Origin of the sequence: Rhodococcus sp. 06-1460-1B (assembly GCF_002258475.1) — a bacterium.
GTDB lineage: Bacteria > Actinomycetota > Actinomycetes > Mycobacteriales > Mycobacteriaceae > Rhodococcoides > Rhodococcoides fascians.
In genome coordinates this window covers 150,359-175,719 of sequence record NZ_NOYS01000026.1, presented here as the reverse complement: position 1 = coordinate 175,719, position 25,361 = coordinate 150,359, and the positions used below count along the sequence as shown (strand labels likewise).

Genomic DNA, 25,361 nt, shown 5'->3' with positions numbered 1-25,361 from the left:
GTCAATTGTGCTCCAGCTCACAAAGCGGATTCATGCGGGGTCACCGGTAGACCAAACCACCATCGATCAACGGTGCCTGGCCGGTCATGTAATCCGAGTCGGGTCCGGCGAGATACGACACGAACGCGGCGACGTCCTCGGGAGTCTGCGCCCGACCGAGAGCGATACCGCCGACGAACTTGTCGTAGGTCTCGCCTTCCGCGGCACCGGTCAGCTCGGCGAAGCGCTTGTCGATGGTCACCCACATGTCGGTGCCGACAACGCCGGGGCAGTACGCGTTGACGGTGATGCCGTCCGAGGCGTACTCCTTGGCCGCAGCCTGGGTCAATGCCCGGACTGCGAATTTCGTTGCGCTGTAGACCCCGAGCATCGCGAAACCGTCGTGGCCTGCGATCGAGGAAGCGTTGATGATCTTGCCCTTCTGGCCGAGCGCCTTGAATGTGGCTGCCGCAGCTTGAATTCCCCATAGCACCCCGTCGACGTTGACGGCCCAGATCTTCTTCGTGTCTTCCGGGCGGACGTCGTCGAGCGGCGCGACCTGTGCGATACCGGCATTGTTGACGATGACGTCGAAGCCGCCGAGCGCTTGACGGGTATGTTCGACGGCCGCGAACACTTGATCGCGATCACTGACGTCGGCGACGAATGTCGTTGCCTTCGAGCCTGTTCGACGCACCTCGTCGGCCACGTCGGCGATCTTGTCCTCGGCCAGGTCGACCAGCGCGATGTCGTGCCCGTCGTTGGCCAACCGCAACGCGATCGCCCGTCCGATGCCCTGACCGGCCCCTGTGACCAACACCGCGCTCATGCGGGTGCACCCGTCGAGGGGTCGACCAGAACCTTCATCTTGGTGCCTGCGTGCAGCGCCTCGAATCCGTCGTCGATGACGCCGTCGAGCGTGATCTTGTCCACCCAGCCCGTCGTGTCGTAGTGGCCCTGGCTCATCAGATCGATGACGGCCTCGTAGTCGGCGGAGGTGTAGCAGAGCGATCCCTGGATGCGGGATTCGTTCATGACAAGCTTCTGCAGCGGTGTGGTGAGCGGCTTTTCGTAGATCGCGACGCTGACGAGCGGTTTGCGGGCACCGATGCAGCCCAGCGCGGTCTCGACGGCCGGTTGCACACCGGCCGCGTCGTAGATGGCGTCGGCCCCGTTGCCGTCGGTCAGATCGGCGATGAAGGCGGGCACGTCCACTGCCGTCGGGTCGAGGGTCTTGGCACCGAGCGCTTCGATCGAGGCGCGACGCGTCGGCGACGGTTCGACGACGTAGACGTTGTCGAGTCCCTTACCGCGCAACGCGAACCACAGGCCGATGCCGATGGGGCCGGCTCCGAACACCATCGCGGTGTCCTCGGGCTTCGGATCCCCCAGTGTCGCAGCGTGATAGGCAACCGACATCGGTTCGACGAGGGCACCGAGTTCGAGAGAGACGTTGTCGGGTAGGGCGTGAATCATGTCCGTGGGGACCACGGTGAATTCGGCCATTCCGCCGTCGGACATCAGTCCGTGGAAGCCGATCTGCGCGCAGATGTTGTAGTTACCTGCCCGGCAGGGTCCGCAGTGTCCACAGCGGTAGAGCGGTTCGATGGCAACGCGATCGCCGACCGAGATGCCGGTGACACCCGTGCCGAGCTCGGTGACCGTGCCCGAGAACTCGTGTCCGAGCACCAGGGGCATTTCCTGGCCGGTCAGCGGATGCGGCGAGGTGGGGATGAAGATGGGGCCGGCGTAGTACTCGTGTAGGTCGGTTCCGCAGATTCCGTTGAACCCGACCTTGACCTTGACCTGCCCCGCACCGGGATTCGGCTCGGGTACGTCGGTGATCTCCACCTTGTTCGGGCCGTAATACACAGCTGCACGCATCGGTTCTCACTCCTGACTGAATTGGATGCACACAGGTTTATGTGACGACGACCACTTTCGACAGGGTTGCAGTGCGTTGCATCGAATCGGCCACACTGCAACCTCCCGCAACCCTGACGGTGGGCTGTGATTCAGCTCATAGTGACGGCGACCCTGTCGACCCACCGAGAAGAGACCCCCATGACCGCAACCGCAGACCGACCCCTCGACGAGCCGAAAACGGCGTCAGCACAGGGCAACTGGCTCATATTCGGACTGGCCAACCTCGCCGTGGTCACGGCCGTGTCGCTGGCGACCTGGTATCTGTTGGCCGATCCCACCACCAGTCCCTGGAACTTCTATCCCCTGCCGTTCAACGCCGCGCTGTTCTGGGCCATTCTCTTCATCGTGTTCATCGGATTCGATTGTGAATTCGCCGGATTCGACTCTCTGAAGCAACCGATGCGCGGGCTCGCGATCCTGACTTCGACGGCGGTGTTCGCCGTTGCCGTCACCTGGATCCTCGGCAGCGGCCTCGGGGCGTTGTACCCGGACTTCGCCGGTTCTCGTGACGGCGGGCTCGGCTACTTCGCCGGAGCGCTGTTCGTGCTGTTCGGATTCGGAACCTGGGTCATGGTGGTCCTCAACTGGCAACACTGGCCGTGGACCGTGCTGCGCATGAAGCAACCGCTGATCGGGCTGTGCGAGATCGCATTCGTCGCCGTCCCGACCCTCGCGTTGTACTTCATGTTCGGACTGCCGTCGGTCTCGCTCTCGGCCACCGATCCCCTGATGTCCGTGGACACCGCACTCGGCTGGTTCTACTCGATCGTCGTCTCGGTGATTCTGACCGGCCAGACCCTGGACAACTGGCCCTGGAAATTGGCTGGCGGCGGCGGACGGACCGCACTGGCGGCCACCGTCGGCAACGCTGCGCTCGGCACGGCGATCTACTTCCTGATGGTTCCGCTCGCGAAGCTACTCGTCGGCTCGGAAGCCACCGCAGAACTCGGAACGGTCATCAACCAGTTCCCGGCACAGATCGGAGTCTGCTGGGCATTCTGGATGATCTTTTGGGCGAACGGCTTCGGTGATCGCTTCCCGGCGGCGGGACGCGCAGTACTGACTTTCGCGCTGGCCATCGGCACGTTCCTGGCCTACTACTACGTTCTTGCCGAGCACGTGCTCCACGAACCCGTCGTCGCGGCCGGCATCTCCGGCAACGCACTGGGCTTCGTCGACTGGCTGGTCCTGTGGACATTGATCTACGTCGTCGGATTCCAGTCGTTGGGGTTGAACAAGCTCTCGCAGCCCGATCAGTCGCTCAGCGCAGGACACTGAAATGTCAGTGCGGCTCTGATGAATTCGACCCGATCCCGTTCGATCTGCAGCAGGTGTCCATCGGTTTCGCTCTCCAGTCGCGCAATGATGTCCCGTAGTTCGATGACGTCATGTCGGGCGATTCGTCGGTTCTCCGGCAGTTCGCCGGGTTCCTCGGGGGAGGCAAGGAAGTCGAGGCGGTCCTTCAGCGAGTTCTGGTGCATCGCCCTCATGAAGTCGACCTTGCCTGCAGCGTTGTCCTCGAATCCGGCCAGTTTCTCATCGGCCCTGGCGAGGTAGTCGGTGGTGTTGCCCGACATCTCCATATCGGTGCAGAGTCGACGACCCAGGCCGCGCAAGAACCCTGGAGTCGACATCGCCGCCTCGAACTCTCCGGACGACAGGCCCGCCTTCCAGTCGAATTCGAGACTGCAGGTGGCTGCAGCGAAAGCTGCGTCTCCGCCGACAGGTGTGTTGGCGTACAGCAATGCAGTCTTGCTGCCACCGGGAACGAACGCGCTCAGGCGGCGTGCGTCCATGGGGTCGTCGGGCTGCTTGTTACGCCAGTAGAACTCTTCCTCCAACGCCGTACGCACCTGTCCCCGCACGCGCAGATACGGCGTGAGGAGCAATGCGTCACCCATGACGGCCAGCGTCGAGTTCTCGCCGACGGAGTCGATGCACGGGACCGCCGGCGACCGGGCACCGGTGTCGACGGTAGGCGACGCCGACGAGCACCCGGTCACGACGACCAGCACCAGAGCAGCGGTAAGACGACGAATCATGTTTCCCCCGGAAATTTCTCGAACTGTAGCGCTCACCGTGAAGTGCAACCCCCTGCAACTCTCGACCCCCTGGCCCGACAGGAGTGTGCTGGGTCACATACACGGCACCTCTTCATCGCAAGGAGTTTTCATGACCCAGACCATCGAGCCCGACTCGATCACCCGCACGCACACCCCGCAGGAACGGGTCGACGCCTGGTTGTCGAAGTTCGAGGACGCCCTGGTCGCCCGGGATATTCCTCGTGTTGCCGGCATGTTCGCCGTCAGCAGCTTCTGGCGCGATCTCGTCACGTTCACCTGGAACCTCAAGACGGTCGAGGGCCGGGACGGCGTCGCCGACATGCTCGGTGAAAGGCTCGCCGATACCGACCCGACGGGATTTCACACCACCGAGACCCCCGACGAAGCAGACGGCGTCGTCTCGGCGTGGATCGCATTCGAGACGGCGACGAGCCGCGGCAAGGGACATCTGCGTTTGACGACGGACGCCGAGACCGGTGACGACGTGGCGTGGACGCTGCTGACGACGATGCAGGAGCTCAAGGGATACGAGGAGCGGCAGGGCAAGTCCCGAATCAAGGGTGCCGTGCACGGCTCGAATGCCGATACCCAGAACTGGGCCGAGAAGAAGGAGATGGAGGAGAAGGAGCTCGGCTACAGCGTTCAGCCGTACGTCCTCGTCGTCGGCGGCGGGCAGGGCGGCATCGCCCTCGGTGCTCGGTTCCGTCAACTCGGCGTCCCGGCGATCGTCGTCGACCGTGCCGAGCGCCCCGGAGATCAGTGGCGTGGCCGATACAAGTCACTGTGCCTGCACGACCCGGTCTGGTACGACCATCTGCCCTACCTGCCGTTCCCGCCGAACTGGCCGGTGTTCGCGCCGAAGGACAAGATCGGCGACTGGCTCGAGATGTACACCAAGGTCATGGAGGTTCCGTACTGGAGCAAGACGACCGCGAAGTCCGCGACCTACGACGAGACCGCGAAGGAGTGGACCGTCGTCGTCGACCGCGACGGCGAGGAAGTGATCCTGCGGCCCAAGCAGTTGGTGATGGCCACCGGGATGTCCGGCAAGAAGAACGTGCCGAACTTCCCCGGCATGGACGAGTTCGAGGGCGAGCAGCACCATTCCAGCGAACACCCCGGTCCCGACGCTTACGTCGGCAAGCGCGTGGTGGTCGTCGGTTCCAACAACTCGGCGCACGACATCTGCAAGGCGCTGTACGAGACGGGCGTCGACGTCACGATGCTGCAGCGCTCGTCCACGCACATCGTCAAGTCGGATTCGTTGTGCGAGATCGCTCTCGGCGATCTGTACTCCGAGCGCGCGGTGGAGTCCGGAATGACCACGGCCAAAGCCGATCTCACGTTCGCGTCGCTGCCGTACCGGATCATGCACGAGTTCCAGATCCCGGTGTATCAGCAGATCGCAGAGCAGGACAAGGATTTCTACGATCGCCTCGAGAAGGCAGGCTTCCAGCACGACTTCGGTGACGACGGTTCCGGCCTGTTCATGAAGTACCTGCGCCGCGGCTCGGGCTACTACATCGACGTCGGCGCATCCGAGCTCGTCGCGGACGGCAAGATCAAACTCGTTGCCGGGCAGGTGGAGCGGATCAGCAAGACCGGCGTCGTACTCGAGGACGGGACCGAACTACCGGCGGACCTCATCGTCTACGCCACCGGATACGGCTCGATGAACGGCTGGGTCGCCGATCTCATCGACCAGGAGACCGCCGACAAGGTGGGCAAGTGCTGGGGTCTGGGCTCGGACACCACCAAGGATCCCGGTCCGTGGGAGGGCGAACAGCGAAACATGTGGAAGCCGACGCAGCAGGAGAACTTCTGGTTCCACGGCGGCAATCTGCATCAGTCACGCCACTATTCGCTGTACCTGGCGCTGCAGATCAAGGCGCGCTACGAGGGCATCGACACCCCGGTCTACGGGCTGCAGGAGGTGCATCACCTTCGGTGACGGTCGTGCGCGGAAACTCGTAGTGGGCTACGAGTTTCCGCGCACATGGCTGTCTAGTCGTACACGCCGGTCCCCTGCGCCTTGGCGATCAACGCATCCTCGGAGCGCACCTGATCGAGGTTGACCACGCGGGTGGACAGCACCGTCGAGTACAGCCAATCAGTGGCCACGCGCACCCGGGCGGAGGCGGTGGGCAGGGCATAAAGGTGATAACCGCGGGCGACGAACTTCGCGACGGCTCCGGTGAGGGGCACGCCCAACGGCTTTGCCACACCGTCGAATCCGCCCAGGTCGGCGACCAGTCCCAGATCCTTGTGTCGGTACGGTCGAGCAGTACCGACACCGAGGGACGCGGCGACGTTCTTGGCCACCGCTGTGCCCTGCCGCTGCGCGTGCTGCGCGGTGGGCGGCGTCGGCTTCGACGGGTCGGCGGCGATATCGGGCACCGCGGCCGCGTCACCGATGGCCCAGACGTCGTCCACGCCGGGGACCGTGAGGTCGGGGTTGACCACAAGCCGGCCCTTTTCGGTCGGCAAATCGAGTTGCGCGATGAGGGGGCTCGCAGCCACGCCCGCTCCCCACACCAGGGTGCGTGTCGGTACGACGTCGCCGTCCGTCAGCGTCACCGCGTTCGCCGTGGCCGATTCCACCGACACCCCGAGACGCACCTCGACGCCGCGAGCCGCGAGGACTTCCATTGCTTCCTTGCCGAGTCGCTCGCCCAGTTCCGGCAGCACCGCCGGCGCGAGGTCGATGAGCAACCACCGAATGTCCGACGGGTCGACCGTCGCCCACCGGGTAGCGATACCGTGAATCCAATTCTGCATCTGCGCAACGAATTCGGTGCCCGTATAGCCGGCTCCCACAGCGACGACGGTGAGCCGTTCCTTGCGTTCGGCGCGGCCCTCCGGCGTGTCGGGCAGTTCGTCGGCTGCATCCAACTGCTTCAACACGTGGTTGCGAATGAACACTGCTTCGCTCAGGGTCTTGAGACCGTGTGCGTGCTCGGCGACACCGGGGATGTCGAACTGCCTCGTCACCGAACCCGGGGCCAGAATCAGCTTGTCCCAGGCCAGGTCCGAATCACCGTCGGGACCGGCGACGCGAACGCGTCGATTCTCGAAGTCGACGGACGTGACGTGTCCCAGCACCAACTTGGTGCGCCGCAACGTCTGTCGTGTCGACACCGCGATGTCCCGCGGATCAAGCACGCCGGTCGCCACCTCGGGCAGCAACGGGCTGTAGAGCAGGTAGTCGTTGGGCGCAACCAGGGTAAACGAGGCGCGGTCCGGGCCCAACAGCTTCTGCATCTTGCGCAGTGCGTAGAAGCCGCCGAACCCGCCGCCGACCACCACCACCCGGGCTGGGGATGCGGGAGCCGGGGCGGTGCTGCGATTACGGAGTGGTGAGCGCATGGTCCACATTAACGCCGAGTACCGCAGCTCCGCCCCGTCAAACGTGGACCGGTCGACGAATTTCTAGACCAACCGGGCTTCCGGGGAGCCGGTCTTGCCCGCATCACGCTCGACCGAATCGCCGAGGGCTTCGTCGATCTTGGCGAGTACATCCGCGTCCAGGGTGACCTCGGACGCCTTGATGTTCTCGGCGATCTGCTCGGGACGCGATGCCCCGACCAGCGCGGCGGAAATGTTGTCGTTGGCCAGAACCCAGGCAACGGCCAACTGCGCCATGGTGATTCCGAGATCGTCGGCGATCGGCTTGAGTGCCTGCACCCGGGTGAGCGTCTGATCGTCGAGGTAGCGCGCGATCATCTTGTCGCCGCCCTTGTCGTCCTTGGCGCGCGAGCCGTCGGGCAGCGGTTGTCCGGGTAGGTACTTGCCGGTGAGCACGCCCTGAGCGATGGGTGACCAGACGATCTGCGAGATGCCCAGTTCCTTGGACGTCGGGATCACCTGATCCTCGATGACGCGCCACAAGGCCGAGTACTGCGGCTGGTTCGAGATGATCGAGAACCCGTTCTGCCGTGCCAGTTCCTGGCCGGCGCGGAGCTGATCTGCCGTCCACTCCGAGACGCCGATGTAGAGGGCCTTGCCCTGACGGACGACGTCGCCGAACGCGGCGATGGTCTCTTCGAGCGGGGTCTCGACGTCGTAGCGGTGGGCCTGGTAGAGATCGACGTAGTCGGTACCGAGCCGACGCAGCGAGGCATCGATGCCTTCGAAGATGTGTTTGCGAGAGAGTCCGGTGTCGTTGGGACCCTTGGGTCCGACGGGGAAGTAGACCTTGGTGAAGATCTCCAGCGATTCGCGGCGCTCGCCCTTCAATGCGTCACCGAGGACCGTTTCCGCAGCCCCGTTGGCGTAGACATCGGCGGTATCGAATGTGGTGATGCCTGCATCGAGAGCCGCACGCACGCACTGGGTCGCGATGTCGTTCTCCACCTGCGAACCATGGGTCAACCAATTGCCGTAGGTGATCTCCGAAATCTTCAGTCCACTGTTTCCGAGGTATCTGTAAGCCATGTAAGAAAACGGTACTCCGGTGTTCAATTCACAAGTGGCCGACGACCGAGGAACCGCGTCCCGACGCCTGCGAGGACCACCGTCGCCACTGCCCCGCCCGTCGAGAGCCACAGCTCGGCACTGGGCCACGTCGAGTGGTGGAGGGCGGATGTGAGCGGCGTGTACGCCGTCCAACCGTAGGTGACGACCATCGGCACCGTGATCGCCACCGGTACCGCGAGGCCGATGGTCAAGGGCGTGGGGGTCGAGGGCGTGCACGCCACGTAAAGATAGGCCGCAGCAGCCGGGAAGATCACCAGACTTGCCGCGTAGTGCACGTTGTCCCACGGGGGGCGCTCGAACAGCGCGGTCGTACACACCACCGCCAGGGTCGCGAAGCCGACGATCGGTCGACCCCAGCGCAGCCCGAGTGCCGCGCCCACTGTCACCGCAACTGCCGTGATTGCCACGAGCCCGAGCACCCAGATACCGTCCGACACATCGATGCCCACCCCAGCGGTGGTGGTCGAGGTGAGCAACACGGCTGTCCCGGCGAGCACAAGTATGCCTCCGCGACCCGGTAGCAGAGCGGCAGCACCGAACAACACTGGTACGACGACGAGGCCGAAGTACCAGCTTCCACCGAAGCCGTCTTCAGCTCGAAACAGCATCTGCACGAACAACATATTGAGCAGCAAGCCACCGATCGAGATAAGCAGTATCGCCCCGACCGGTCGGATGCTCCGTTCCGGTGGCGCATGGTCGTCGCTGCGGTCGACACGAGCTGCCGAGGCCACTGCAATTACGACGAGCACGCACAGCACCGGAACGACCACCGTTGGGCCGATATCGGATTCGGTGAGGTAGTCGGCGTAGCGACGCGGGATACTCGGATGCTGCAAGGCCTCGACCGCGCCTGCATTGAGTAGTCCGACGAGGAATGACCCGATCAACAGTGCTTGCCGAGCTCGTACACCGTTCGCCCGTACTGCAATGCATCCCAACAGAACTCCGCCTGCCACCACCTCGGCGAGGTCGGAGGGCATCATCAGGGCCGTCACCCCGGCGCCAATGGCCGCAGCGATGGACAGGCCGGCCAGAATATTGCGCCGACGGACGAGCATAGCCAGACCCGACGCCAGAATCACTGCAACGGCGACTCCCCCTCCGCCGCTGGAGAACACCACACCCCCGACGCTGGTGTCGCCGAAGATATCGACCCCGTCGGATTGCGAGAGCAAACCGGCCAGGAGTCCGGAAAGAACGATCACGAGCGCTGACATCCCCGAATTATGCACGGCCACCACGGTAGGCGCGGGATGCCGCAACAATCTTCTCCAAAGTCTGTGCAAAAGAACGCAATTCGTCCTCACCCACCGCGGCACCCACCGCGTCCGACCACGCGTGTTGAGCATCTCGCAGAGCGGCTACGGTCTCGCGTCCCTTCGGGGTGGGCTCGAGGAGCTTCGCTCGCTTGTGGTTCGGATTCTCGATGTAGACGGCCCAGCCCCTGTCCACCAACAGGTTTGCGGTTCGTTGCACACTTTGCCGCGCCAAACCCAGACCGACGCGTCGCGCTATATCGGCCACCGAGAGCGGCTCGTCGAGAGTGGCCCCGAGAACCTGCCACCAGGCCGGCGTCAATCCTGTCGGTTCGGTGATGTCCTGTGCGGCAGCCAGGAATTCGCCGTTGAGCTCGAAGACCGGCAGGACCACCTCGGTGAGCGCATCTCCCTCCGGCGTTCGTCGGCTCATGCGCCCGTCAGCTGGTCGTAAAATCTGCGCTCCCCCGTCGTGTAGAGCCCGTACCATGCGTCGATGATGGGCTGCGGGAACACGTCCAGGCGCTCGAACACCAGCTTGGCGAACTCGATCGGTGCAGTCGCTCCGGCGGTGATGACGGTGCCGTCGGACACTGCCTTCTCCTCACGGTAATGCTCCGCTCCGCGGTATTCCGCAGCCTGAGTGAGGAATTCGGCCGCATTCGAGGTATGCGGCCGGTCGTCGAGCAGGCCGGTCCGAGCCAGCCCGTAGGTTGCCCCGCAGATTGCTGCGACCGGGGTGCCCGCTGCAACGAGTTCGGCGGCCAACTTCAACGCTGCCTCGTTGGCGGATTCCCACGTGCCGGCACCGGGCAGAATCAGCGCGTCGACGGACGGAAGATCGGCCAACGCAACGTCGGGGGTAATCCTCAGGCCGCCCATCGTCGTCACCGCCTCCCCCGATTCCGATGCGACGAGCAACCGGTTGGCGTCGGGATTCTGCTCGCGGGCCATCGCGAGCCCGGCGATGAGGTAGCCGTACTCCCAATCGGCCATGGTGTCGGTGGCATACAGCGCAACGGTGATCACGGAACGGTCCTCACGTCGATTGACAGGATGCTGTCAATATTGCGCGCATGACAGCAGGCTGTCAACCCTTCTGCGATCCTTGTAAACCAATTGGTTGACTACACAGCTCGAGGGGCATATCTTTACTGCATTCGAGGAGGTAAGTGACCATGGACGACCGGATCGAGCAGCTCAATCGAACCTTTGCAGCGTTGGCGGACCCCACCCGGCGTGACATGGTTGCTCGGCTTGCGGGTGCCGACGCCAACGTCAGCGAACTGGCCGAGCCGTACGACATGAGTCTGCAGGCAGTCTCCAAGCACGTGAAGGTGCTCGAGGACGCCGGGCTGGTGACGCGCAGCAAAGACGCCCAGCGCAGACCGGTGCACTTGGATGCGGAGGTGTTCGGCCTTATGGCGAAGTGGATCGAGCGTTATCGCCAGGAGGCCGAGCAGCGCTACCGCCGACTCGACGACCTGCTGGATCACGTTGTAACACAAGACGACTCTCAGAAGGACGTGTCATGACCGAGCACGAAACCGAGATAGTAGCGGACGACAAAGTACCCACAATCGAGATCATCCGGCAGTTCGACGCGTCGCCCGAGCAGGTGTTCCGCGCACACGTCGACCCCGATCTGTATCGGCAGTGGGTGGGCCCGCGGTCGGTGACGACGCGAATCATCGCGTGGGACGCGCGAACCGGCGGTGCATGGTCGTTCGCGAACGACCGCGACGGCGAAGAGATCGCGTCGTTCTTCGGCAGCTTCCACGAGGTTCGCGCGAACGAGCGGATCGTGTGGACCTTCACCTACGAAGGCGATCCGGATTCGGTCGCCCTCGAGACAATGGCTTTCGAGGCCCGCGACAACGGCGGCACGCGATTGAGGGTGCTGAGCGTGCTGTCCGACTTCGCAACCCGAGACGGGATGCTCTCCAGCGGAATGGATGTCGGAGTCAGGGAGGGCTACGAGAAACTCGATGCACTGTTGACGGGACCCGCTGCACAGCATGCACGGGACGCCGCCGCGTTCACGGCGTTGGTCGAATCCGTTTCCGGGGACGCGTGGTCTCGGCCCAGTCCGGTACCGGAGTGGAACGCGCTGGGTGTCGTCGAACACCTCGTCGGTTGGTCACGTGGTTTCCTCGGCGGTGTCGAGGGTGTCGAGCTCACCGAACTCGACGTGACGCGCGACCCTGCCGCCGCGTGGGCGCGACACGCCGCCGACATCCAAGCCATCCTCGACGCCCCCGCGGGCCGCATCCTGAGCAATCCGCACATCGGCGACATGCCGGTCGAAGACGCGATCGACCGGTTCTATACCGCTGATGTGTGGATGCACACCTGGGACTTGGCCAAAGCCCTGGGACGCGATCCCGATCTCGGCGAAGAGCGTTGCGCCGCAGCGCTGATCGCCATGAAACCGATGGACCGCGTACTCCGCGAGAGCGGGCAGTTCGGCCCCGCCGTCGACGTCGACGACAACGCATCCGCCCAGGACAGGTTGATGGCCTTCATCGGACGCGACCCGTCCTGGTCACCCGAGAGTTAGGTACCCACAGCCTCGAGCTGCGGACGAATCTTGTTCAGCGAGAACTCGACCGACGCTTTCGATGGTGTATTGAATCCCACCACCGTCGCGTAGTCGACGACGGCAACTCCGCCGCCGGTCGCCGCGGGCAGGCTGGTGAACCCCGGAAGTTGTTCGAGGTCTTCGCGCGTGCCGCCGTTGGGGAGAATGACCACGAGGTCTGCGGTGAGAACGTCCAGCCGTTCGGGGCTCAGCACGATCCGGCCGTGAGAGATGTCGGGCGAGTTCACCAAATCCTGCGGGACGTCGAGTCCGATGCTGTCGAAGACCTTCGCGGCACCGTCCTCCGGGTCGGCGACGACCGCAAGCTGCTGACTGTCGAAAACGAACTGCGACAACACAGCCGACTTACCGTCGAGCGCCGGGTACTGCTGACGGATGCCATCGGTTACGGCATGCCCCTCGTCGATGATGCTCTGTGCATCGTCCTCGCGATCGAGCACCCGCCCGAGCGTCTCGATCTGCGATTCCCACGTCTCGACCTTCTCCGCCTTCGGAAATATCGTGGGCGCGACGTCGGACAAGCTCTTGTACGGCTCTATCGACGGTATCCCCGACAGCAGGATCAGGTCGGGCTGTAGCGCCGCGATCTGCTCGGTCGGCACCGAAGCCCCCATCTGATCGACGGCGGCCGAGTCGAGCATCTGGGCATCCGTATCCACTGCGGACTGCCAGGGGTAGAGCCCGCGTTCGTCGCCGTTCGATCCGGCGGAGACATACCCGACGGGTTGCACGTCGAATTCGAGCAGCGCGTCCACCCACTGCTGCCCGAATGCGACGATGCGCTGTGGCGTTCCCGTGATCTGCGTGGGTCCGGCGAGTGTGTCGACGGTGACGCTGCGGGTGTCGGAGCCGGCGTCGTCAGCGGTGTTACTGCTGCACGATGCCAGCGTCAGGGCCGTGGCGACGGCAAAGGCGCACCCCAGGAAGGTCCTTGTCATCGGCAGAAATTAGCACAGCCTTGCCTTCCTGAGGTGAGCTACGTTCACATGTACTTGCGCAGCTCCATCTTCGCGATGGACATCTTGTGCACCTCGTCGGGACCGTCGGCGAGCCGCAGCGTCCGCACGTGTGCGTACATCATCGCCAGCGGGAAGTCGTTGCTGACTCCGCCGCCGCCGTGCACCTGAATGGCGCGGTCGATGATCTTCAGCGCCATCTCGGGCGCAGCGACCTTGATCGCTGCGATCTCGGTGCGCGCTTCCTTGTTTCCGACGGTGTCCATCAGGTACGCGGCCTTGAACGTGAGCAGCCGCGTCTTCTCGATCTCGATGCGTGCCTCGGCGATCCAGTCCTGGATGTTCGCACGCATGGCGACCGGCTTGCCGAAGGTCACCCGTGAAACCGCACGGCGACAAAGTAATTCGAGCGCCCGTTCCGCAACACCGATGGTCCGCATCGCGTGATGGATACGGCCGGGCCCCAGCCGAGCCTGACTGATGGCGAATCCCTCACCCGGCCCCTTCAGCACGTCCTTCGCCGGCACCCGCACGTCCTCGAAGAGAACCTCGGCGTGGCCCTCTCGGTCGACGTAGCCGAAGACGGGCAGGTTGCGCAGCACGGTGACGCCGGGCGCATCGATGGGCACGACGAGCATCGACTGCTGCCGGTGCGTTGCTGCCTCGGGGTCGGTCTTGCCCATGACGATCAGAACCTTGCAGTTCTTGTGCATCGCGTTCGACGTCCACCATTTGCGCCCGTTCAGGATGAAGTCGTCGCCGTCGCGGTCCATCTTCATTGCGATGTTGGTGGCATCGGAACTGGCGACGTCGGGCTCGGTCATCGCGAAGGCCGAACGAATCTTACCGTCCAGCAACGGCTTCAGGTACTTCTCTTTGTGCTCGTCGGTACCGAAGAGGGTGAACACCTCCATGTTGCCGGTATCGGGTGCGTTGCAGTTGCATGCCTCGGGGGCGAGCAGGCTGCGGCCCATGATCTCGGCCAGCGGAGCGTATTCGAGGTTGGTCAGGCCGGGGCCCCACTCGGGGTGCGGGTGGAACAGATTCCACAGTCCACGCGAGCGCGCTTCCTTCTTCAGGTCCTCGAGAATCGGGGGATGGAAGTGCGGGTCACCGGCTTCGAGCATCTGTTGCTCGTACACCGCCTCCGCCGGATAGACGTGAGAGTCCATGAACTCCAACAGATCCGACTCGTACTTCTTTGCGCGGTCGCTGGTCTCGAAAAATGCCACGTTCAGTTCCCCTGTTGGTTGTCGAGCAAGCTGTCCTGGTAGCGGCGCATGCCGCGCAACCACCGGTCGTAATCGGCACCTTTGTTGCGGTACATGTCCAGTACGTTCTCGTGGGGCAGGATCAGGAACTGCTCCCGGTCCATCGCGTCGAGCACCACGTCGGCGACGTCGAGCGGCTCGAGCACAGCGCCCGCGCTCAGCACCGCGGCAGTTGCGGCCGCTCCCAAGGCATCTCCCGATTCGCGGCCTTCGTAGAGCAGCTTGGTATTGACGCCCATCGGGCACAGGCAGCTGACGCGAATGCCCCGATTGCCGTAGGTGACGTTGAGCCATTCGGCGAATCCCACCGCGGCATGCTTGGTCGTCGCGTATGTCGCGGAACCGATCTGGGTGAGCAAGCCGGCTGCGGAGGCCGTACTGACGAAGTAGCCCTCACCACGTTCGAGCCAACCCGGCACCAACAGCTGCGCAGCGCGGATGTGTGCGCGCACGTTGACGTCGAAGGACAGGTCCCAGTCCGGTTCGCTGGCGTCGAGCCCGGGGGCACCGCTGATGCCGGCGTTTGCGAAATACAGATCGACCGGACCGAACGACTCTTCGGCGACCGCGATCAGCCGCTCGATATCCCCGATGTCCGACGCGTCGGCCGCGGCAGCGACGGCTGTGCCCGGCCGGTCTCGCTCGATGGCGTCGACCACGGATCGGGCCGTGGACTCGTCGACATCGGAGACGACGACGCGGGCTCCGTGTTCGGTGAGTCTGGCGGCGATGGCTCCGCCGATTCCGCCACCACCTCCGGTGACGATGGCGACCTTGCCTGCAACCTTCATTCCCCAGGTATAGTTGAAGTCAGATTCAAGTTCAACCCTGGTTGAATGAACTGCCAGCTCAGCGCCGGTGTGTCATGCCCTCGGCCGCGTCGGATCGGTGATCCAACCCGACCACGAGCCGGGATACAACGCGGCATCGATACCTGCCAACTCCAGTGCGAGAATCTGATGCGCAGCGGTCACACCCGAGCCGCAGTAGACGGCGACGTCCTTTCCCTTCGGCACGAGTCCACCGAATGCGCCGTCGAGTACCTCCGGGGGCAGGAAGCGCCCGTCGGAATCGACATTGTCGGTCGTCGGCCTGTTGATCGCCCCGGGGATGTGGCCGGCCACAGGATCGACTGGCTCGACCTCGCCGCGGAATCGCTCGGGTGCGCGGGCGTCGAGAAGGACGTTCTCGCGTGCGAAGTCGAGCACGTCCTCGACTTCGAGGACCCGGGCCAGCGGCGGCCGCGCCGTGAACGATCCGGCCGCCACGATCGAGGGCTCGGTACCGACGGAATAGCCCTCGTCGACCCATCGCGCGAACCCGCCGTCGAGGACGCGCACATCCCGGTGACCGAAGTAGCGGAGCAACCACCAGGCCCGCGCAGCCGCAGTTGCCGGCCCCGCGTCGTAGACCACCACCGCGGAATCGTCGCCGACTCCGGCTCCTCGCATCGCCGCAACGAACGTATCCGCGTCGGGCAGCGGATGGCGACCACGATCGTCTGGCGGTGCCGCCAGTTCCGTACCGAGGTCGACGAATTGCGCGGTCGGGATGTGCCCCGCCTCGTAACCTGCTCTGTCGCTACCGTTTTGAAGGGTCCACCGAATGTCCAGGACCACTGGGCCGCGACCCATCTCGAACAGACCGTGCAATTCGGAAGCTGATATCAGCGGCGACTGGCTCATAATGTTTCGACGCTAACAGTCAGGGAGGGGGAATAGCTCGGACTCCGGCCAGGTTGTGCGCAGGCGTGACCGAAACTGCAACGACAACACCGCACCTGTCCACCGCTGGACTCTTCGAGCCGTTCGAGGTCAAGTCGCTGAAGCTGCGCAACCGCTTCGCCATGGCGCCGATGACGAGGGCGTTCTCGCCCGACGGCATCCCCGGCCCGGACGTGGCGGAGTACTACCGCAAACGTGCAGCAGGCGGCACCGGCCTCATCATCACCGAGGGCACGTATATCCCCGACCCCGCCGCAGGACCGCACACCCGCGTACCGAGGATCTACGGCGACGCCAGCCTCGACGGATGGAAGGGCGTCGTCGATGCAGTCCACGCCGAGGGCAGCGCGATCATCCCGCAGCTGTGGCACCTGGGAGTCGAGCGCGGCACCGAGCCACGCCTGTTCCCCGACGTCACCACCGTCAGCCCGTCCGGCATCGCTCTCGACGGCTCCTCGGTCGGTCGCGCCTTCACCGACGCCGATCTCGACGAACTGACCTCGCACTGGGTTCAGGCTGCCGTCAACGCGAAGAACACCGGCTTCGACGGCCTGGAACTGCACGGTGCTCACGGTTACCTTCTCGACGAATTCCTCTGGGCAACAACCAATGTGCGTGACGACGAATTCGGCGGATCTCTGGAGGCCCGCACCCGCTTCCCCGCACAGGTTGTCGCTGCGATCCGCGCCGCGGTGGGTGAGGACTTCGCGATCGTCTACCGCTTCTCGCAGTGGAAGAGCAACCACTTCGACGCTCGACTCGCAGAGAACCCGGCCGAACTCGATCGCGTCCTCACGCCGCTGGTCGAAGCAGGCGTGGACGTACTGCATGCTTCGACTCGTCGGCACTGGGATCCGGCATTCCCCGAACTGGACGGAGTGGACGGCAAGCTCGGTCTGGCCGGTTGGACGCGCAAGCTCACCGGCGTTCCGACCATCACCGTCGGCTCCGTGGGCCTCGATTCGGTGTTCACCTCGGCATGGTCGGAGGACGCGGCCTCCGGTGTGACGGGATTGGACGCGCTGGCGGGCCAGTTCCAGGACGGCGAGTTCGATCTGGTGGCTGTCGGACGCGCGCTGCTCTCCGATCCGGAGTGGGTGAACAAGGTCGGCGACGGCCGCGTCGACGAGCGCATCGAATTCACGCGCGACCACATTCGGAACCTGGTCTGACGCCCCCAGCCCTGGTCGCCCTCGGGTCCTAGCGCCCGAGAGCGACTCTCACCTCCTGCACGACGAGCCCACGATCGGTCGGTCGTGGGCTCGCGTGTTGCGCCCGAGCAGGAGACGGCACACCCCGCGCCGGCCAGCAGAATGTTCGCGACGAGGGCGATCGCCCTGCGCCCGCTGCGGCGCGCGACAATCAGTCGCCCGCTGCCCGAGCACGGTGCCGTCGGGCCTTCATCTTGTTGCCACACGTGGCCATCGAACACCACCGCGCGGTGCCCGCACGGGAGCGATCCAGGAGAAACAGGCGGCACTCGTCATTCGCACACGGACGCAGTGCGCCGGGAATAGTCTCACGAATCTCCGCCCAGGCCAGCACTATTCGCGCAGCCAGTCGGCGATCCTCGGCTACCTGCAGATTCCAGTCCAGCGCGTCATCGGTCAGCACCGGCACCCGCGAGAGGCCATCCAAGTACGTTCTCAGCGACGACGGTGACGCCTCACCCCGCACCACCCGCTGAAGGTCGTCACGCACAGCGCGACACACCTGAAGCTCCTCGGCGCTTCCGGTCCCGCCGCGTGCACTCAGCCAGTCTCGGCCGTCGGCGTCGCCCGCCAAGAGATCGATCGGCTGATCATCCACGACCGGTGTGGTGTTGAGCAGGTCGATCAGCAGCGCTTCGTCGATCGCCCGTGCTTCCGCGGTGTCCATGTAACCATCATAGACCGCTTGACAGGTTACGGCCAGTGTGGTTCCGTCATCGGAGTAACCACATCAACTACCTATAGGGGTTATTCATGGTCGCCGTTCATCACCACACCACCACCGTCGACGGACTCGAAGTCTTCTACCGCGAGGCCGGCAATCCCGCCGATCCCACCATCGTGCTGCTGCACGGAACACCCTCGAGCTCTTTCATGTTCCGCCACCTCATCCCGTTGTTGGGCAAGCATTTTCACGTGATCGCACCCGACCTCATCGGCTTCGGATACTCGTCAGCTCCATCCGTCGACAACTTCGACTACACCTTCGACACGCTCACCGCGGTGACCGATCACCTCCTCGAGCAGCTGGGTCTCGACCGGTACGCGATCTACACCCAGGACTACGGCGCACCCGTCGGATGGCGTCTCGCCCTCAGCCATCCCGATCGCATCACCGCCATCGTCACTCAGAACGGAAATGCCTACGAGGAAGGGTTCGTCGACTCGTTCTGGGCTCCTCTATGGACCTACGCGAATAACCGCACACCGGAAACCGCGGCTCCGCTGCGCGAAGCGCTCGAACTGGACGCGGTCCGATGGCAGTACGTCCACGGTGTCTCCGATTCGACGCTCCTGAGTCCCGACGCTTGGATCCACGACCACACGCTACTCACCCGCCCCGGCATCGACGAGATCCAACTGCGGCTGTTCGCCGACTATCCGACCAACGTCCGCCTGTATCCCGCGGTACAGCGCTACTTTCGCGATTGTCGTCCCCCACTCCTTGCTGTCTGGGGCAAGAACGACGAAATCTTCGGACCCGACGGCGCGCGCGCGTTCCTGCGCGATCTCCCCGACGCGGAAATTCATCTACTGGACGGGGGCCACTTCCTCCTCGAAAGCCACCTCGACGACGTCGCCACCCTGATCACCACCTTCCTGCACCGATCTTCCGGGGCGCGACACGCAGCCTGATAGAGAACTTGTTCTCGATTCCGCACCAGTTGTTCCCAATAGCCATGTATGCCAACAGCCTCGGAGAAAGGCCAGACGTCGTGCGAGCAGATGACGACCACATGCCGAGCCAGTGGCATCCAGGGGAGGAGACGATGCACCGTCTTCTGCAGGTGCCGTACGAGGACAACCCCACTGTCCCAGGGCTGCCCGCCGCATACGGACCCTGGATGAGCCGGAGCCCACTCGTGGCGCTGGGGACGATCGGCGTCGACGGCCGTGTGTGGACAACGCTGCTCGGAGGCGCTCCGGGAACAGCAACCGTGGCCTCGGACAGTGTTCTCCGAGTGAGGTTTCGGACCCGGCTCGAACCTCGTCCCGCAGATCCGGGCGCTCACTGGACGGGTACCGACCCAGTGCTCGAGGGTCTCGTGGGCGACGAAGCCACGAACGGACGAGGAAAGCTGGTCTCGGGCCTCGTCATCGATCTCGAGCACAGGGGCCGGGTCAAGATCGCAGGACGGCTGCACGACGCGATGGTGCTGGAAAGGCGAACGGACACAACGCCTTCGGAGACCAGCGAATCTATCGACGTACAGGTGAATGTCGCAGTCGACGAAACCCTCGGAAACTGCCCCAAATATCTGAACAAGCGGGCGATAACACCCTACGCATCATCTCCGCAGTTGATCACCGATTCACTCCCGCTACCAGCCGACGCCCTCGCCCTCATCGGCAGATCCGACACGTTCCTCATCTCCAGCCGACACGGCGCCCACAGCATGGACACCAACATCCGCGGTGGGGCACCAGGATTCGTCCGGGTATTCAGTAACTCCGACACGGAGGGCGTGACCCTGGTGTACCCGGAGTACTCGGGGAACCGCCTCTACCAGACGTTGGGAAACATCACTTCCGACCGGGCAGTGGGACTCACCTTCCCCGATTTCGACACCGGCGACATCCTCTACCTGACGGGACGCGCAGAGGTACTGATCGGAGATGCCGCTGAAAGCGTTCTGCCACATAGCAGTATGGCTGTACGGATCGATATCGAGGCAGTGCGCTTCGTAAGAGAGGGCCTTGCATTCCGAGGCACGCTGCTCGACCCGTCGCCGTACAACCCGCCGGTTCGAAGATTGGCCCGCGAGGTCGGAGGTTCGGGCCGGCGGCCCAGATCAGCGGACAGAATGCTTGCCTCGCTGATCCACAAGCTGCCGATCACACCGACGATATCGCGCTACACATTCCGGCTTTCTCCGGGCGAGTCGTCGACGCCGGTGCGATGGAGTGCAGGGCAACACGTCACCCTCGACTTCTCGCATCGACTCGATCGTGGCTGGTCGCACATGCGCGATCATGACCCGAGCTCCCTCAACGACGACTTCATCAGAACGTTCACGGTGTCCAGCGAACCGAACACTTCGGGCAGCAATGTATTCGAGATAACCGTTCGGGAGCACGGACCGGTCAGCCGCCTGCTGTCGCGGTGGACTCCAGGGTCGGACCTGGCCGTCCCTGTCATGGGCTTCGGCGGCGAGGACGACACCAGATACGCCGATACGCAGCCCGATACCGACGACGTAGTGGTCGTGGCATCGGGGATCGGGATCACGCCCTTCATGGCGCAGGCGCATGCTGCCCACGAATCCGGACTCGCGCTGACCCTGCTGTGGAGCATCCGCGCAGAGGACCTGGCTCTCGCCGTCGACGTCATCGAGCAGGTCGGCCACTTGGGGATGGCGATCACGGTGTTCATCACCGGACAGTTGGACACCGACGGGCATGCCAAGGCACGCACTCTCGAACAGCTCCGAGCCCGGACATACGTACGACGAATGACCGAGTCCGACGTCAAAGCCGTAGGCCACGTGGGGCGAAGGCAGTTCTATGTGTGCGCGGATCGGCCTCTGCACCAAGCAGTTCTGGAGTGGGTGGCCGGTGAAGATGTCAGGTTCGAGGCGTTCGACTACTGAACGCTGCACCTAAGAACGCGGCCTCTAGAAGGGCGGTGCTGCCGTGTCGTCTGTCTCGGGCTGTTCGTTGTCCGGTGGGTCGGGGTAGGCAATGATGCCGGATCGTTTGGGCTTGGTGGGTATGTACGGTCGGAGGTCGTTGCCAATGATGGGTACGGCTGTTCCGTTGGCGGGCAGGGTGATTCGGGTGGTCTTCGAGGTGGAGGTCCACAGGGTGGCGCCGCCTGGGAGCATGACGGCTTTCCAGTAGCCTGCGGTTTTGACGCTGTGGTGGTATTCGCAGAGGCATTGGAGGTTGTTGACTGTCGTCCAGCCGCCGCCGAGTGGATTGGCGTGATCGAAGGCGATGATGTGGTCGAGTTGGCAGCGTTCGGCAGGTCGGTGGCAGCCGGGGAAACGGCAATGGCGGTCGCGTAGCCGGACTGCCGCGGTGGTGAGGGCGTCGGGCCGGTAGATCAGGGCTCGGTCGGTGAGTGGGTCGCGTCGGACGGACTTGCCGAGGGTGGGGTCGGCGGCGATGGCGGCTTCGAGGGCTGCGGCCAGGGATGCGTTGCCGAGATAGACGCCTGAGGAAGTGCGCTGTGCGGTGCGGCCTGCGGGGCGGATCGTCGGGTTGTCGGGGCGGACCTCCGAGGATAGGTCGAGGGCAGAGCTGTGCCGTGTGCCCCTGCCGACGGGTGTGTGAGTACAGAACAGGGCTGCGGAGGCCGCCAAGGCATTCCGACGTCGTTGCCGGTGCTGGGTCTCGTCGTAGTCGGTCGGCTCAGGCGGTATCGGGGCTGGCTTCGAATGCGATTCTGCTGCAACCGAACCCGAACCCTGGCCCGGCCCCGCGCCGGGATGCGGTCCTGGGTCCGGGAGCGACGGTGGCGGAACCGAAGGTGGCGGTATCGACGGTACTGGCGCTGCTGTGTTCGTTGCGGTGCCAGTGCCAGTGCCAGTGCCAGTCCGCGTTACTCGCGTATCCGCTTCCGCGTTGGTTTGTGTCGCGTCGGGCTCTGTCGCGTCAGGCTCTGTCGCGTCAGGCTCTGCCGCATCGGGCTCTGCCGGCTCGGGCTCTGTCGCACTCGGCTCGGCTGTTGTTTCTGCCGAGCGTTGTTCCCATTCCCCGGTTTCCGGGTTCTGCACTGCCAGTCCGAGTGTCTCGGCGAGGGTCACCGCCTCGGTGAGCAGGATCTGCCAGTGACTGTTGCGCGCCAACTCCCGCGCGAGGTCGGGATCGATGGATCCGTGCCCGGCCAGGTACGCCGGATTCGCGAGCAGTCCGATCAGCGTCGCGATATCGACAGTGACCATCGTCAACGGCACCCGACGGTCCGGCAGCTCTGCATCTTTCTTCGGGCAGTCCTCACGTTGACACAGGCATTCCAGCCGGGGTTCTCCGTGCATCCGCGCCATGAAGGCGTCACACAGCCGATCTTGTTTGCCGCGTGGGTCTTTCGGGCAGAGCGTGTCGGCCATTTCCTCCAGGAGCTGCCATGCGGCCGCCGCTTCGGGGGCGGTCAATTCTGCTCGGATCCGGGCCAATTCCCCAGCCGGGGCGTAGGAAACATTGCGGAACTTTTTCGCGAACTCCCGCAACGCTGCTGCTTCCTCCGGCGCGACCCGCAGAAGAATGTCCCAGATCTCCTTCTCCAAAGGCCCCGGTGACGACCGTCGGGCCGCCTCGACGATCTCGTCCTCGACCGACCTCACGATGTCGTCCGAGAGGTTGTCGAGGATCCGGCACACCACCCTCACTCGCGGAAGATCGATCTCCCCAGCCTCGAATGCCTTCTTCACCAGCGGCAGTCGAGTGTGCAGGGCGACCCCGACCGAGACATACGCCTCGGCGACCGTCGCCGAACACCCCAACGCCACCGCCATCTCGGTGCGCCCATACCGGCTGTAGTGCTTGTGCTTGGTGTCGAGAGTGATCCAGCTCCGATGGACGTCGTAGCACGCGGAAATCTTGCGAGCCGCCAGCCGATTCTCTTCCCGCGCAGCAGCGGTCAACGCATCCAACGACACCGTCGGTATCGCCATCTCTTCACCCCCCAGTGAATCGAAACAAGAACGCATGTTCGAACTGAAAGAAGAGTATCCCGACCCACCGACAAGAACGCCGGACCCGTCGAACCCCAGGTCGTCGGACCGACGCGGCGATGATCGCGTACCCGAGCCACATCCCCCGAATACTCGACAACGCCTATCCTCGGTACGTGCCCACCCTCTGCACTTCATCGACGAGTACCACGTGACCGGTTCGGCAGTGGCGTGGCTCGAGAAGTTCCAGATCCCGCTGTATCTACTGGCGTTGGCCGTCGGAGTTGTTGTCGGGTTGGCGGCACCGGCATCGGCTCCCGCATTCGAGATCGCCATCAATCCGGTGCTGATCGTCTTGCTCTACGCAACGTTCCTCGCAGTTCCGTTCTCCGCCATCGGCGATTCGCTACGCGACCGGAATTTCTTGCTGAGCGTCGTGGTGCTCAATTTCGTACTCGTCCCGATCGTCGTGTTCGCACTGACCCGGTTCGTTGCGAGTAACGAAGCGGTGCTCGTCGGGATACTTCTCGTGCTGTTGGCTCCGTGCATCGACTACGTCATCGTCTTCAGCGGATTGGCCGGGGCGGCATCGGAACGACTTCTCGCCGCTGCTCCATTACTGATGCTGCTGCAGATCGCGTTCTTGCCGCTCTACCTCTGGTTGTTCGTCGGACCCGACCTGGTGAAGATCATCGACGTCGCACCGTTCGTCGAGGCGTTCGTCCTACTGATCGCGCTGCCACTGACATTGGCTGCGGCAACGCAGTGGTTGGCACGACGCACACGCCTCGGCACTCGCATAATGGACGCCATGGCAGCGGCAATGGTGCCGATCATGATGGCGACCCTCGCAGTCGTCGTCGCATCTCAGGTCGACGCAGTCCGCAGCGAGGCATCTCAGCTGATCGCAGCAGTGCCGATCTTCGTGGCGTTTCTGGTCGTCATGGCCGTCGTGGGACTCGCGACGGCTCGGGTCACCCGCCAGGACGTGCCCGCGACCCGGGCTTTGATCTTCTCCGGGGCGACCCGGAACTCGCTGGTGGTGCTGCCTCTCGCGCTCGCGCTGCCGCCGGCTCTTTCCCTCGCCGCAGTGGTCGTGGTGACGCAGACGTTGGTGGAGCTGATCGGCATGATCGCGTACGTCAGAATTGTTCCTCGCCTCGCACGGGCGACTTAGACTCCGTACATGACCGAACCCACGCCATCCGACCTGACCGCACTACGTGCACGGGCTGCGGGCGGTGACCAGGACGCGATCGACGAATTGGTGGAGCAGGGCACCGTCGACGACCTGCGTTCACTTGCCGCAGCCGGCAACAGCGACGCCGTCGACATGCTCGTCGAACGCGCCGGAGAGCGCGAGGACCGCGACGAACTGCAGCGACTGGCAGCCGGCGGAAGTCAGGATGCCGCAGACATTCTCGAAGGACTGGACGGCTAGATCGGATCGGGACGGGTGCCCACCTGCAGGGTGAGCCGATGCGCGGCGTCGAGCAGCATCTTTCCCAACTCCCGACGTCTGTCCTCTCGAAACCTCGTTTCCACACCGGTCAGACTCAATGCCCATGCCGGCCTACGGCCGCGGTCGAACACCGCTGCGCCCAGTCCCCAGCTGCCTTCCACGAGCAATGCCGGGTTGACGGCGTAGCCCGAGGACCGCGTCAGCTCGATCCGGTGCCGAATCGCCGACTCCGAATGATCGGGTCCCCACTCGGGCACCAGATCGACGCCGTCCAGGTACTCGTCGACCTCGCGGTCCGGGAGATGGGCGAGAACGGCCAAGCCTGCGGAGGCCACCCCCAGCGGTAATCGGATGCCCTCGTACAGCACATGCGACCGTAGCGGGAAGCTGCCCTCCACCCGAAGCAGACACACTGTCTCGCCACCTCGACGCGCGGACAGGAACGCGCTCTCGCCGCTCCGCATTGCCAAGTCCTGCACGATATCTCGGGCCTGATCGGTGACGTCGTAGCGCAATGCGGCCATGGAGCCGAGGAGATAGATTTCCGGTCCCAGTGCCCACCGTCCGGTTCCCGTATCGCGGTCGACGAATCCCTCGTCGGCCAGTTCCGTCAACAGCCGATGAGCCGTCGGGCGCGCAACTCCAGCGGACCTCGCCAACTCGGTGGTCGAGGTACCGGTCGCCTCCGCCGCACTGGCGGCACGCAGCAGAGCACACACTTTGGCGATGACGCCTGCGTTGGCATCGAGCACAGTCACCGCACCACTGTACGTCCACTGAGTGAACGCTGATGCACTTCATGTTCGACATTCGAGCA

The 25,361-nt window shown here is 64.2% G+C and carries 24 protein-coding genes; 9 read left to right on the top strand and 15 right to left on the bottom strand.

Features of this window, described 5'->3' with window-relative positions:
• Positions 1 to 40: 40 nt before the first annotated feature.
• Together CH268_RS15290 and CH268_RS15285 are read right to left on the bottom strand one after the other, a co-directional pair.
• Positions 41 to 808 carry an acetoin reductase gene (locus CH268_RS15290; protein WP_094664832.1) on the bottom strand — a complete coding sequence of 256 codons (768 nt, stop codon included), beginning with the start codon at positions 806 to 808 and terminating at the stop codon, positions 41 to 43.
• Positions 805 to 1,863: a 2,3-butanediol dehydrogenase gene (locus CH268_RS15285; RefSeq protein WP_094664834.1), complete on the bottom strand. Its 1,059-nt coding sequence runs from the start codon at positions 1,861 to 1,863 to the stop codon at positions 805 to 807. The genes CH268_RS15290 and CH268_RS15285 overlap by 4 nt, the downstream gene beginning before the upstream one ends.
• Before the next feature lie 180 nt (positions 1,864 to 2,043).
• Here CH268_RS15285 and CH268_RS15280 point away from each other — a divergent pair, with 180 nt between their 5' ends.
• The gene (locus CH268_RS15280; RefSeq protein ID WP_094664836.1) at positions 2,044 to 3,183 is read left to right on the top strand and encodes a hypothetical protein; all 1,140 of its coding nucleotides are present in this window, start codon (positions 2,044 to 2,046) and stop codon (positions 3,181 to 3,183) included.
• On the opposite strand, the gene CH268_RS15275 is transcribed toward CH268_RS15280, so the two are convergent.
• Positions 3,159 to 3,947, bottom strand: coding sequence for a hypothetical protein (locus CH268_RS15275; RefSeq protein ID WP_094664838.1), 789 nt, complete (start codon positions 3,945 to 3,947; stop codon positions 3,159 to 3,161). The genes CH268_RS15280 and CH268_RS15275 overlap by 25 nt on opposite strands.
• 130 nt (positions 3,948 to 4,077) lie before the next feature.
• Between CH268_RS15275 and CH268_RS15270 the strand changes: the two genes are divergently transcribed.
• Positions 4,078 to 5,919 (top strand): flavin-containing monooxygenase, encoded by a 1,842-nt coding sequence (locus tag CH268_RS15270; protein WP_032382166.1) that lies wholly within the window; start codon positions 4,078 to 4,080, stop codon positions 5,917 to 5,919.
• 53 nt (positions 5,920 to 5,972) lie between these two features.
• Here the strand turns inward: CH268_RS15270 and CH268_RS15265 are convergent, their stop codons facing one another.
• The 5 genes from CH268_RS15265 to CH268_RS15245 form a co-directional block, all read right to left on the bottom strand.
• Positions 5,973 to 7,334, bottom strand: coding sequence for an NAD(P)/FAD-dependent oxidoreductase (locus tag CH268_RS15265; protein ID WP_094664919.1), 1,362 nt, complete (start codon positions 7,332 to 7,334; stop codon positions 5,973 to 5,975).
• A gap of 63 nt (positions 7,335 to 7,397) precedes the next feature.
• Complete coding sequence (locus CH268_RS15260; RefSeq protein WP_032369362.1) at positions 7,398 to 8,402, bottom strand: aldo/keto reductase family protein; 1,005 nt, start codon at positions 8,400 to 8,402, stop codon at positions 7,398 to 7,400.
• Positions 8,403 to 8,425: 23 nt separating this feature from the next.
• Complete coding sequence (locus CH268_RS15255) at positions 8,426 to 9,664, bottom strand: hypothetical protein (RefSeq protein WP_094664840.1); 1,239 nt, start codon at positions 9,662 to 9,664, stop codon at positions 8,426 to 8,428.
• 7 nt (positions 9,665 to 9,671) lie between these two features.
• Positions 9,672 to 10,136 carry a MarR family winged helix-turn-helix transcriptional regulator gene (locus CH268_RS15250; protein ID WP_032382162.1) on the bottom strand — a complete coding sequence of 155 codons (465 nt, stop codon included), beginning with the start codon at positions 10,134 to 10,136 and terminating at the stop codon, positions 9,672 to 9,674.
• Positions 10,133 to 10,732 (bottom strand): DJ-1/PfpI family protein, encoded by a 600-nt coding sequence (locus CH268_RS15245; protein ID WP_094664842.1) that lies wholly within the window; start codon positions 10,730 to 10,732, stop codon positions 10,133 to 10,135. The genes CH268_RS15250 and CH268_RS15245 overlap by 4 nt, the downstream gene beginning before the upstream one ends.
• Positions 10,733 to 10,881: 149 nt before the next feature.
• On the opposite strand from CH268_RS15245, the gene CH268_RS15240 reads away from it, so the two are divergent.
• Both CH268_RS15240 and CH268_RS28450 read left to right on the top strand, forming a co-directional pair.
• Positions 10,882 to 11,238: an ArsR/SmtB family transcription factor gene (locus tag CH268_RS15240; RefSeq protein ID WP_032364507.1), complete on the top strand. Its 357-nt coding sequence runs from the start codon at positions 10,882 to 10,884 to the stop codon at positions 11,236 to 11,238.
• Complete coding sequence (locus CH268_RS28450; RefSeq protein ID WP_094664844.1) at positions 11,235 to 12,263, top strand: TIGR03086 family metal-binding protein; 1,029 nt, start codon at positions 11,235 to 11,237, stop codon at positions 12,261 to 12,263. Before CH268_RS15240 ends, CH268_RS28450 begins: the two co-directional genes overlap by 4 nt.
• Here the strand turns inward: CH268_RS28450 and CH268_RS15230 are convergent.
• The 4 genes from CH268_RS15230 to CH268_RS15215 form a co-directional block, all read right to left on the bottom strand.
• Complete coding sequence (locus tag CH268_RS15230; protein ID WP_080733271.1) at positions 12,260 to 13,243, bottom strand: ABC transporter substrate-binding protein; 984 nt, start codon at positions 13,241 to 13,243, stop codon at positions 12,260 to 12,262. The two genes, CH268_RS28450 and CH268_RS15230, sit on opposite strands and share 4 nt — an antisense overlap.
• A 44-nt stretch (positions 13,244 to 13,287) precedes the next feature.
• Positions 13,288 to 14,433: an acyl-CoA dehydrogenase family protein gene (locus CH268_RS15225; protein WP_239536539.1), complete on the bottom strand. Its 1,146-nt coding sequence runs from the start codon at positions 14,431 to 14,433 to the stop codon at positions 13,288 to 13,290.
• Positions 14,434 to 14,495: 62 nt separating this feature from the next.
• Positions 14,496 to 15,323, bottom strand: a complete 828-nt coding sequence (locus CH268_RS15220; protein ID WP_032382158.1) for an SDR family oxidoreductase — start codon at positions 15,321 to 15,323, stop codon at positions 14,496 to 14,498.
• 72 nt (positions 15,324 to 15,395) lie between these two features.
• Positions 15,396 to 16,217: a sulfurtransferase gene (locus tag CH268_RS15215; RefSeq protein WP_094664846.1), complete on the bottom strand. Its 822-nt coding sequence runs from the start codon at positions 16,215 to 16,217 to the stop codon at positions 15,396 to 15,398.
• Between the two features lie 65 nt (positions 16,218 to 16,282).
• Here CH268_RS15215 and CH268_RS15210 point away from each other — a divergent pair, with 65 nt between their 5' ends.
• Positions 16,283 to 17,428, top strand: coding sequence for an NADH:flavin oxidoreductase (locus CH268_RS15210; protein ID WP_176457048.1), 1,146 nt, complete (start codon positions 16,283 to 16,285; stop codon positions 17,426 to 17,428).
• A gap of 190 nt (positions 17,429 to 17,618) precedes the next feature.
• On the opposite strand, the gene CH268_RS15205 is transcribed toward CH268_RS15210, so the two are convergent.
• The gene (locus tag CH268_RS15205) at positions 17,619 to 18,134 is read right to left on the bottom strand and encodes a CGNR zinc finger domain-containing protein (protein ID WP_094664848.1); all 516 of its coding nucleotides are present in this window, start codon (positions 18,132 to 18,134) and stop codon (positions 17,619 to 17,621) included.
• 86 nt (positions 18,135 to 18,220) lie between these two features.
• Here CH268_RS15205 and CH268_RS15200 point away from each other — a divergent pair, with 86 nt between their 5' ends.
• Positions 18,221 to 19,102, top strand: coding sequence for an alpha/beta fold hydrolase (locus tag CH268_RS15200; RefSeq protein WP_094664850.1), 882 nt, complete (start codon positions 18,221 to 18,223; stop codon positions 19,100 to 19,102).
• 134 nt (positions 19,103 to 19,236) lie between these two features.
• On the top strand, positions 19,237 to 21,057 hold the full coding sequence (locus tag CH268_RS15195; protein ID WP_176457956.1) for a pyridoxamine 5'-phosphate oxidase family protein: 1,821 nt from the start codon (positions 19,237 to 19,239) through the stop codon (positions 21,055 to 21,057).
• Between the two features lie 24 nt (positions 21,058 to 21,081).
• Here the strand turns inward: CH268_RS15195 and CH268_RS15190 are convergent, their stop codons facing one another.
• Positions 21,082 to 23,082, bottom strand: a complete 2,001-nt coding sequence (locus CH268_RS15190; RefSeq protein ID WP_176457957.1) for an HNH endonuclease signature motif containing protein — start codon at positions 23,080 to 23,082, stop codon at positions 21,082 to 21,084.
• A 211-nt stretch (positions 23,083 to 23,293) separates the two neighbouring features.
• Between CH268_RS15190 and CH268_RS15185 the strand changes: the two genes are divergently transcribed.
• On the top strand, positions 23,294 to 24,259 hold the full coding sequence (locus tag CH268_RS15185) for an arsenic resistance protein (RefSeq protein WP_176457958.1): 966 nt from the start codon (positions 23,294 to 23,296) through the stop codon (positions 24,257 to 24,259).
• A 9-nt stretch (positions 24,260 to 24,268) separates the two neighbouring features.
• Positions 24,269 to 24,523, top strand: a complete 255-nt coding sequence (locus CH268_RS15180; RefSeq protein ID WP_094664856.1) for a hypothetical protein — start codon at positions 24,269 to 24,271, stop codon at positions 24,521 to 24,523.
• Here CH268_RS15180 and CH268_RS15175 read toward each other — a convergent pair.
• A complete protein-coding gene (locus CH268_RS15175) occupies positions 24,520 to 25,302 on the bottom strand; it encodes an IclR family transcriptional regulator (RefSeq protein WP_176457959.1) in 783 nt (260 codons plus the stop codon). The genes CH268_RS15180 and CH268_RS15175 overlap by 4 nt on opposite strands.
• Positions 25,303 to 25,361 lie beyond the last annotated feature (59 nt).

Bases quoted from the DNA above. Each gene is read 5' to 3' on its own strand.
- CH268_RS15290 (WP_094664832.1), bottom strand. From the start codon at position 808: ATGAGCGCGGTGTTGGTCACAGGGGCCGGTCAGGGCATCGGACGGGCG.
- CH268_RS15285 (WP_094664834.1), bottom strand. From the start codon at position 1,863: ATGCGTGCAGCTGTGTATTACGGCCCGAACAAGGTGGAGATCACCGAC.
- CH268_RS15280 (WP_094664836.1), top strand. From the start codon at position 2,044: ATGACCGCAACCGCAGACCGACCCCTCGACGAGCCGAAAACGGCGTCA.
- CH268_RS15275 (WP_094664838.1), bottom strand. From the start codon at position 3,947: ATGATTCGTCGTCTTACCGCTGCTCTGGTGCTGGTCGTCGTGACCGGG.
- CH268_RS15270 (WP_032382166.1), top strand. From the start codon at position 4,078: ATGACCCAGACCATCGAGCCCGACTCGATCACCCGCACGCACACCCCG.
- CH268_RS15265 (WP_094664919.1), bottom strand. From the start codon at position 7,334: ATGCGCTCACCACTCCGTAATCGCAGCACCGCCCCGGCTCCCGCATCC.
- CH268_RS15260 (WP_032369362.1), bottom strand. From the start codon at position 8,402: ATGGCTTACAGATACCTCGGAAACAGTGGACTGAAGATTTCGGAGATC.
- CH268_RS15255 (WP_094664840.1), bottom strand. From the start codon at position 9,664: ATGTCAGCGCTCGTGATCGTTCTTTCCGGACTCCTGGCCGGTTTGCTC.
- CH268_RS15250 (WP_032382162.1), bottom strand. From the start codon at position 10,136: ATGAGCCGACGAACGCCGGAGGGAGATGCGCTCACCGAGGTGGTCCTG.
- CH268_RS15240 (WP_032364507.1), top strand. From the start codon at position 10,882: ATGGACGACCGGATCGAGCAGCTCAATCGAACCTTTGCAGCGTTGGCG.
- CH268_RS28450 (WP_094664844.1), top strand. From the start codon at position 11,235: ATGACCGAGCACGAAACCGAGATAGTAGCGGACGACAAAGTACCCACA.
- CH268_RS15230 (WP_080733271.1), bottom strand. From the start codon at position 13,243: ATGACAAGGACCTTCCTGGGGTGCGCCTTTGCCGTCGCCACGGCCCTG.
- CH268_RS15225 (WP_239536539.1), bottom strand. From the start codon at position 14,433: ATGGACTCTCACGTCTATCCGGCGGAGGCGGTGTACGAGCAACAGATG.
- CH268_RS15220 (WP_032382158.1), bottom strand. From the start codon at position 15,323: ATGAAGGTTGCAGGCAAGGTCGCCATCGTCACCGGAGGTGGTGGCGGA.
- CH268_RS15215 (WP_094664846.1), bottom strand. From the start codon at position 16,217: ATGAGCCAGTCGCCGCTGATATCAGCTTCCGAATTGCACGGTCTGTTC.
- CH268_RS15205 (WP_094664848.1), bottom strand. From the start codon at position 18,134: ATGGACACCGCGGAAGCACGGGCGATCGACGAAGCGCTGCTGATCGAC.
- CH268_RS15200 (WP_094664850.1), top strand. From the start codon at position 18,221: ATGGTCGCCGTTCATCACCACACCACCACCGTCGACGGACTCGAAGTC.
- CH268_RS15195 (WP_176457956.1), top strand. From the start codon at position 19,237: ATGCACCGTCTTCTGCAGGTGCCGTACGAGGACAACCCCACTGTCCCA.
- CH268_RS15190 (WP_176457957.1), bottom strand. From the start codon at position 23,082: ATGGCGATACCGACGGTGTCGTTGGATGCGTTGACCGCTGCTGCGCGG.
- CH268_RS15180 (WP_094664856.1), top strand. From the start codon at position 24,269: ATGACCGAACCCACGCCATCCGACCTGACCGCACTACGTGCACGGGCT.